This window comes from Myxococcus sp. AB025B, from assembly GCF_006518215.1.
Taxonomy (GTDB): Bacteria; Myxococcota; Myxococcia; order Myxococcales; family Myxococcaceae; genus Myxococcus; species Myxococcus fulvus.
In genome coordinates this window covers 1-7065 of sequence record NZ_SRLW01000409.1, presented here as the reverse complement: position 1 = coordinate 7065, position 7065 = coordinate 1, and the positions used below count along the sequence as shown (strand labels likewise).

At 69.9% G+C, this 7065-nt stretch carries 9 protein-coding genes; 8 read left to right on the top strand and 1 reads right to left on the bottom strand.

Annotation, left to right across the window (positions count from 1 at the left end):
• The 7 genes from FL311_RS39290 to FL311_RS39260 form a co-directional block, all read left to right on the top strand.
• Positions 1–918 (top strand): sigma factor-like helix-turn-helix DNA-binding protein (locus FL311_RS39290; RefSeq protein ID WP_228557382.1); only part of this gene is annotated, 918 nt, incomplete at its 5' end.
• A 145-nt stretch (positions 919–1063) separates the two neighbouring features.
• Positions 1064–2146, top strand: a complete 1083-nt coding sequence (locus FL311_RS39285) for a fatty acid desaturase (RefSeq protein ID WP_141332771.1) — start codon at positions 1064–1066, stop codon at positions 2144–2146.
• Between the two features lie 5 nt (positions 2147–2151).
• Positions 2152–2883 carry a hypothetical protein gene (locus FL311_RS39280; protein WP_141332770.1) on the top strand — a complete coding sequence of 244 codons (732 nt, stop codon included), beginning with the start codon at positions 2152–2154 and terminating at the stop codon, positions 2881–2883.
• Positions 2876–3952, top strand: a complete 1077-nt coding sequence (locus tag FL311_RS39275) for a YheT family hydrolase (RefSeq protein ID WP_141332769.1) — start codon at positions 2876–2878, stop codon at positions 3950–3952. The genes FL311_RS39280 and FL311_RS39275 overlap by 8 nt, the downstream gene beginning before the upstream one ends.
• On the top strand, positions 3843–4325 hold the full coding sequence (locus FL311_RS39270; protein ID WP_223747135.1) for an acyl-CoA thioesterase: 483 nt from the start codon (positions 3843–3845) through the stop codon (positions 4323–4325). The genes FL311_RS39275 and FL311_RS39270 overlap by 110 nt, the downstream gene beginning before the upstream one ends.
• A gap of 206 nt (positions 4326–4531) precedes the next feature.
• A complete protein-coding gene (locus tag FL311_RS39265) occupies positions 4532–5161 on the top strand; it encodes a hypothetical protein (RefSeq protein WP_141332768.1) in 630 nt (209 codons plus the stop codon).
• A 17-nt stretch (positions 5162–5178) separates the two neighbouring features.
• Positions 5179–5724: a hypothetical protein gene (locus FL311_RS39260; protein ID WP_141332767.1), complete on the top strand. Its 546-nt coding sequence runs from the start codon at positions 5179–5181 to the stop codon at positions 5722–5724.
• A 7-nt stretch (positions 5725–5731) separates the two neighbouring features.
• Here the strand turns inward: FL311_RS39260 and FL311_RS39255 are convergent, their stop codons facing one another.
• Positions 5732–6247, bottom strand: coding sequence for a hypothetical protein (locus FL311_RS39255; RefSeq protein ID WP_141332766.1), 516 nt, complete (start codon positions 6245–6247; stop codon positions 5732–5734).
• A 98-nt stretch (positions 6248–6345) separates the two neighbouring features.
• On the opposite strand from FL311_RS39255, the gene FL311_RS39250 reads away from it, so the two are divergent.
• Positions 6346–7062: a TetR/AcrR family transcriptional regulator gene (locus FL311_RS39250; RefSeq protein ID WP_141332765.1), complete on the top strand. Its 717-nt coding sequence runs from the start codon at positions 6346–6348 to the stop codon at positions 7060–7062.
• Positions 7063–7065 lie beyond the last annotated feature (3 nt).

The window sequence follows — 7065 nt, the reverse complement described above, 5'->3', positions numbered from 1 at the left end:
CCCTTCACCCATCCCCGGCTAGACTCCCCCTCCATGGGGGATGCATTGGGGCTGAGTCGGACCTTCGTCGCCGTGACACCCGTGAAGACGTCGTCGGAAGAAGACCTTGGAACGCTGGAGGCGCGGCTGCAGGCCCTCCTCGTCCGCGCCCGACACGAGCAACCCACGCTGTGCTTCCAGCCCGAGGACTTCGTGCGCCACCTGGCCGCGCGCATGCCCGCGTCGAAGGACCCGTGCGCGCTGCTCGAGCAGGTGCACGCGGGCGAGCTGCTCTTGACCTACGCGTGCGCGCACGCGGACGCCTCCGCCCTGGCCCAGCTGGACACGAGCGTGTTCGCCCGCGTGGGCGCGTGGTTCCCCGCCGAGGACGCCGAGCGCGTCGCCGAGCTCAAGCAGCGCCTGCGCCACCGGCTCCTCGTCGCCGAGGGCACGCCCCTGCCGCGCATCGCCACGTACACGGGCCGAGGCCCCCTGGAGCGCTGGGTGCATGCGGTGGCCACGCGGCTGCTCGCGGACCTGCACGCGGAGGTGCCCCGTCACGTGGCGCTGGACGCGCTGCCCTCGGACGCGGACGCGCTGGTGGGCGGGGACGCGGAGCTGAGCTTCATCCGGGCGCGGCACCAGGAGGACTTCCGGGAGTGTCTCCAGGAGGCCCTCGCCACGCTCTCCCCACGGGAGCGCGGCCTGCTGCGCCTGCACCATGTCGACAACCTCTCGGTGGACTCCGTGGGCCTCATGTACCAGACCTCCCGCTCCACCGCCGCGCGCTGGATTGCGCAGGCCCGCGAGCAGCTCGTCGAGCGCACCCGCGACGCGCTCATCCGCCGGCTCCACCTGGCCCCCGCCGAACTGGAGAGCCTGCTGGCCCTCATCCGCAGCCAGCTCGAGGTGAGCCTCCATCGACTGTTGCGCCCCTGACAGTCCCCGAGGCACACCCAACCAAGAAAACTACCAAACCATCGCAAAACCTGCGAAGTCCTTGTCGCGACGCGTCACGGCGGTTATGTCCATTGATGGAGAAATCAATGGTTCCGGGGGGCCGGCCCGCAGCGTCGAGACAACCATGACAGCTCATCCCACACCCCACACCCCACACCCCGCACCGACAGCCCGCTGGCAACCCCGCACCACCCGAAGCCTGCTCCACGTGGTGGGCACGGCGGGCGCCTATCTGCTGCTCACCGCCGCCAGCTACGTGGCCCTCGCGCGCTCCATGGCCCTGGGCCTGGGGCTCGCGGTGCTCGCGGGAATCACGCTGGTGCGAGTCTTCATCCTCCAGCACGACTGCTCCCACCGCTCGCTCTTCGCGCGCCCGTCGATGAACGACCGGGTGGGCACGTGGCTCGGGCTGCTCACGCTGGCGCCGCACGCGTACTGGCGCGCCATGCACCTGGTGCATCACAGCACCAGCGGCGACCTGGAGCGCCGGGGCACGGGCGACATCGTGACGATGACGGCGGACGAGTACCAGGCGCTCCGCCCCGCCGAGCGGCTGCGCTACCGGCTCTACCGCCACCCCGCGGTGCTGCTCGGCATCGGCCCGGTGTTCCAGTTCATGTTCCGCTTCCGCCTGCCCACGCTGGTGCCCAGGACGCGCGTGCCGGAGCGCCGCTCCATCTGGGTGACGAACCTGGCGCTCGTCGCGGTCCACGCGGCCTTCCTCGCCTTCGGTGACTGGCCGCGCTTCTTCCTGATGCACCTCATCATCACCCAGGTGGCCGCGGGCCTGGGCATCTGGCTGTTCTTCGTGCAGCACCAGGTGGAGGAGCCGTACTGGGTGCCGCACGCGCGCTGGACGCTCAAGGACTCCGCGCTCAAGGGCAGCAGCTTCCTGGTGCTGCCGCGCGTGCTCGAGTGGACCTTCGGCGCCATCAACCTGCACCACGTGCACCACCTCAAGCCGCAGGTGCCTGGCTACCTGCTGCGCGACTACATGCAGCAGCATGACTTGGAGGGCCACGGCGTGCGCCTGGGCCTGTTCGAGTCGCTGAAGGCCTTCCGCCTCAAGGTCTACGACGCGTCGCAAGGCCGCATGACGGGCTTTCCCCCCACCCCACCCCGGGGCGCACCCGCGCTCCTGGCGGCTCCGGCCCCCTCACCCGGTCGGCTGGACCGCCTGCTCACCCTCTCCGGAGAGGAGCCCTGACTCCCATGTCCGACCTCATCCATGTCCTCCTCGGGCTCGTGCTCGGCTATGTCATCGCCTCGTACATCGAGTCCTTCATGCACGAGTACGTGTCCGACGCGCGCCCCAAGGCCGTGCGCTTCTGGCAGCGCGCGCCGTGGCTGTTCCGGCCGCTCATCAACACGCACTTCTCCCACCACACCATCCACCACGTGCGCACCTTCCGCGGGGACCATGTCACCCAGTTCCGTGACGAGGAGGAGAAGACGAAGCTCACCGAGGAGCTGCTCCAGCGTGGCAAGCACGGCGTCACCATCATCAAGGGCGCGTTCGCCACGAAGCTGCACGGCGAGGGCGCGTTCGTCTTCGTCTCGCCGCTGGTCATCTTCTTCCCGCTCTTCTACTTCACGCTCAAGCCCATCGCCTTCCTGGCCGGGTGCGTGACGCTGCTGTTGCCGCCGTTCATGAGCCACTTCGTGCACCCGTACCTGCACCGCCCGTTCGAGGAGGGGCAGCGCACCGCGCCCCGGTGGCTCGCGTGGTTCCTGCGCACGCGCTACGGCCGCGCCATCTACCGCAACCACTTCCTGCACCACCGCTACGGCGGCGTGTCCAACTTCAACCTGGTGCTGGGCGCCGACTACGTGCGCCGCCGCACGCGGCCCTACACGCCCAAGGATTTGGAGGTCATGGCGCGCATCGGCATGCCGCTGCCCGAGGACACGGCCACGCCGCCCGTCGAGGCCGTCCGTGGGTGAGCCTGCCTCCGGCTTCCAGGCCCCGTGGTGGCTCAGGCACTCGCACGTGCAGACGGTGGCGCCGCACCTGGACCCGCGGCGCTTCGACGTGGCCATCGAGCAGCGCCGGCACGAGCTGCCCGACGGCGACTTCGTGGACGTGCACTGGCTGAACCGCGAGGGCTCAGGGCCGCTGTTCATCCTGCTGCCCGGGATGCAGGGCACGCCCGACTCCACGTACATCCGCGCGCTGTTGGGAGAGCTGTCCCGGCGCGGCCTGCGCGCGGCGGTGCTCTGCCACCGGGGCGGCGCGGTGCCCAACCGGCTGGCGCCCTTCTACCACGCGGGCTTCACCGAACACCTGGGCTGGCTCGTCGCCACCGTGCGCGAGCAGGAGCCCACCACGCCGCTGTACGCGGTGGGCTTCTCGCTGGGCGGCAGCATGGTCATCCGCTACCTCGCGCAGACGGGCCACCACAGCCACCTGCGCGCGGCGGCCGCCGTGTCGCTGACGTTCGACCTGGCCAGCACCGCCGCCCGCGCGTACGAGGGCATCAACCAGCTCTACCAGCTGCGCGTGCTGCGCTCCTACCAGCGCGTGGCGCGGCTCAAGGGGCACCTGCCCGAGTACGCCTCGCGCCTGGGCGCACTGTCGGGCCTGCGCGGCATCCGCGACTTCGACGAGGTGTTCACCGCGCCGCTGCATGGCTTCAGCGACGCCCAGGGCTACTACCGCCGCTGCAGCAGCCGGCAGTTCCTGGGCGACCTCCAGACGCCCTTCCTCATCCTCAACGCCGGAGACGACCCGCTGGTGGCGCCCGACACGCTGCCCTCACCGGGCGAGCTGCGCTCCCACGTGCAACTGGAGCTCACACCGCACGGGGGCCATCTGGGTTTCATGTACCGCCACGCTTCCGGCTTTGGCTACTATCCGCCGTCCCGCCTCATCTCGTTCTTCCTGCAGGAGCAGCGCGAAGCACATGAATCTCTATCTCCGGATGTTGTGGGTGCTCGTGTCCTCGCTGTGGAAGCCGCAGATGAAGGTGGACGCGCTGACCAGCACCCTCCAGCAGCGCGTGCTGCCCAATGATTTGGACCTGAACCTGCACATGAACAACGGGCGGTTCCTCACGGTGTGTGACCTGAACCGGGTGGACCTGTTCGTGCGCACGGGGCTGGCGGCGCTGATGATGAAGAACAAGTGGGCGCCCATCATCGTGCGCCACACCATGGACTACAAAAAGGCGCTGCCGCCGTTCCGCAAGTACACGGTGTCGATGACGATTTCGCGCTGGGACGAGAAGTACTTCTACGCCACGCACCAGTTCATCTCGAACGGCAAGGTGGTGGCGGAGGGCGAGTCCACCGCCGTCATCCTCGGCCGCCAGGGCGTGATTGCGCCCGCGCAGGTCATCGAGGCCGTCAACGCGCGCCAGGGCCGCACCGAGGCGCTCCAGGGCTGACCAGGGCCCGAGGCGTGTGGGAGGTTTCGTTGCCTGGTGTACACCGGGCAGCGGGCCTCCCCTCCTCGGGGCCGGCGCTGGGAACCCGGGGCTTTCCGTGCCTCGAGGGGGCCGCCGGCATCATTTTCGAGCGCGCGACTTCCGTTTCGGGGCGTGGCGCCGAATGATGCTCGCCCGGGCCGGGACTTCCCTTCGTGGAACAGCACATGACGACGGCGACACCCTCGACGAGACGACGCGCGGCACTCCTACGACGACACGGCACGGCGCTGGCCTGCCTCACGGCGCTGGCCACTGGCGCCGCCGCCCACGCCCAGGAGGGCGGAGGCGACTCACCCTACCGCTTCGGCCTGCTGGTGGACGCGGGCGCGCCGCATGGCATCGGCCTGTCCGCGGTGCTCAAGCCGGTGCCCTGGCTGCGGCTGCAGGCGGGGCCCACCACCAACACGCTGAGCCTGGGCCTGCGCGGCGGGTTGAGCATCCTGCCCCTGCAGACCTTCATCGCGCCGTCCATCAACGCCGAGGCCGGGTACTACTTCGGCTCGGACTACAACGACGTGGTGGACTGGCTGGGCGCGAAGCCCTCGCGGGCGACGTCCGCCATCCAGGACATCAGCTACAACTACGTGGCCGGCAGCGTGGGCCTGGAGATTGGCGCGGCCAGCCGCTTCAACTTCTTCCTGCACCTGGGCCTGAGCTACGTGCGGATGGGGGTGAAGGACGCCACCGCCCTCATCGAGGACGCCACCGACGAGTCGGACATCACCGCCCGCAACCTCACCGTTCGCGCCACCATCCCCTCCGTCAAGGTGGGGTTCCTCTTCTACTTCTTCTAAGGCCAGGAGCCCCCACCATGCGAACGACTTCCTTCCGCGCCCTGGTGCTCTCCACCTGCGCGCTCGTCGCCACCGGTTGCGACTCGTTGTTCTTCATCGAGGCGGAGGCCGAGGAGATCTGCAAGGCCGAGCCGAACGTGGACTTCCCCGCCTCCTTCCCCGGCTCCGCCGACATCGAGTACGCGCTCGACTTCCCGCTGGGCGACTTCGACGACGTGCTCCCCGAGGACACAGACGTGGAGACGGAGCTCAGGCTCCGCGGCTTCGAGGTGACGTCCAGCACGGACCTGAGCGGCATCGAGCGCGCCAGCGTGTCCGTGGTGAAGCCGGGCACCACCGAGAGCATCCTCATCGGTGAGTACCGCCGCGCCAGCACCACGCCCACCCAGTCCATCCGGCTGACGGGCAGCGGCGCGGTGAACCTGTTGGACATGGCGCGCGAGGACTCGCTGCAGCTGGTCTTCACCGCGCGCGGCTCGCTGCCCACGCGCGACTGGAGCGCCCGGCTGGAGGCGTGCGCGGGCGTGCGCGCCAAGGCGAACTACTTCGACCTGGTGTTCTAGGTCCGCCTCACGGGTGCGCGGGAGAGGCCACGGAATGGCGCTCTCCCGCGTGCACGGGCTGCACGCCCAGGTACTCGCGGCGGGTGCCCAGGACGTTGTCGAAGAACGGATGGGTGACGCACCAGTTGGCGTTCTGGTCCGTGCCCAGGTGGTGGTCGCAGTGCCACGGCAGGTGCTCCCGGGCCCACTTCGGGTCCAGGTGGGCGCGGCGGTGGACGCGGTAGTAGTTGGCCGCGCAGGCCCAGACGGTGCCCACGAAGAACGGCGCCACCGGCAACAGGGGCGCGTGCGCGAGCGCCAGCACCGCCAGCCCCAAGAGCTCCTTCGTCTGCGCGGACCACGTCCACAAGGAGCGCAGGTACTGGTCGTCCAGCATGTCGTGCCGGCGCGAGGCCTGGTGGTGCTCGTGCCAGTGGAAGCCCCAGAAGCTCCCGCGGCGGCGCCCCAGGCCGTGCAGCACGTACTTGTGCAGCGCCCATTCACCGAAATTGGAGTACGCCCAGCCCAGAGGGATGCCAATCATCGTCGCTCTCCCACGGAGCGCCCGGCCGACGCCCCGCCCTCAGATATCATGACTATTTGGTCACTCTTTATGTATCACGCGATGCGTCGGAGCGCACGATGGTGAGTCCCAAGCGGGAGGCCAGGGAGGCGGGCAGACGCCCGGGGCGTCCGGGGGGCGTGCGGGAGACGGCGCGGCGGGAGCGGACGAAGGTGCTGGAGGACGCGGCGCTGACGCTCTTCGTGGAGCGGGGGCTGGACGCGGTCACCATCGACGACATCACCCAGGCGGCGGGGGTGGCCAAGGGGACGTTCTACCGGTACTTCGCCGACAAGCCGGCGCTGGTGGAGGCGCTGCTGGCGCCCGTGCGCGCGGAGCTGTTGTCGGGGCTGGAGGCGTGTGGCCGGGCGCTCGCGGGGGCGCGCCATGTGGAGGCGATGTTCGAGGCGTACCGGGCGATGGCGGCGGTCATCGCCAGCGCGCTCTTGCAGTACCCGGGCGTGGTGCGGCTGTACCTGCAGGAGAGCCGGGGCCCCGCGGTGGGGGCGCGCACGAAGGTGGCGCAGCTGTCGCGCGAGGTGTCCCGGCACGCGGTGGCCATCACCCAGAAGGCGCACACGCACGGGCTCTTGCGGCCCATCCGTCCGGCGGTGAGCGGGCTCGCTGTGGTGGGGGCGGTGGAGCGGCTGTTGCTCGCGGTGTTGAGCGAGGAGGACATCGGCAACCCGCTGGAGCTGCCGGACGCGCTCACCACGCTGGTGCTGGATGGACTGAGGGTGCCGCCAGGTGGGCGTGGGGGGCGCCGGAAGTTGGACGGAGGGGGAAAGCGCCCTTAAGGG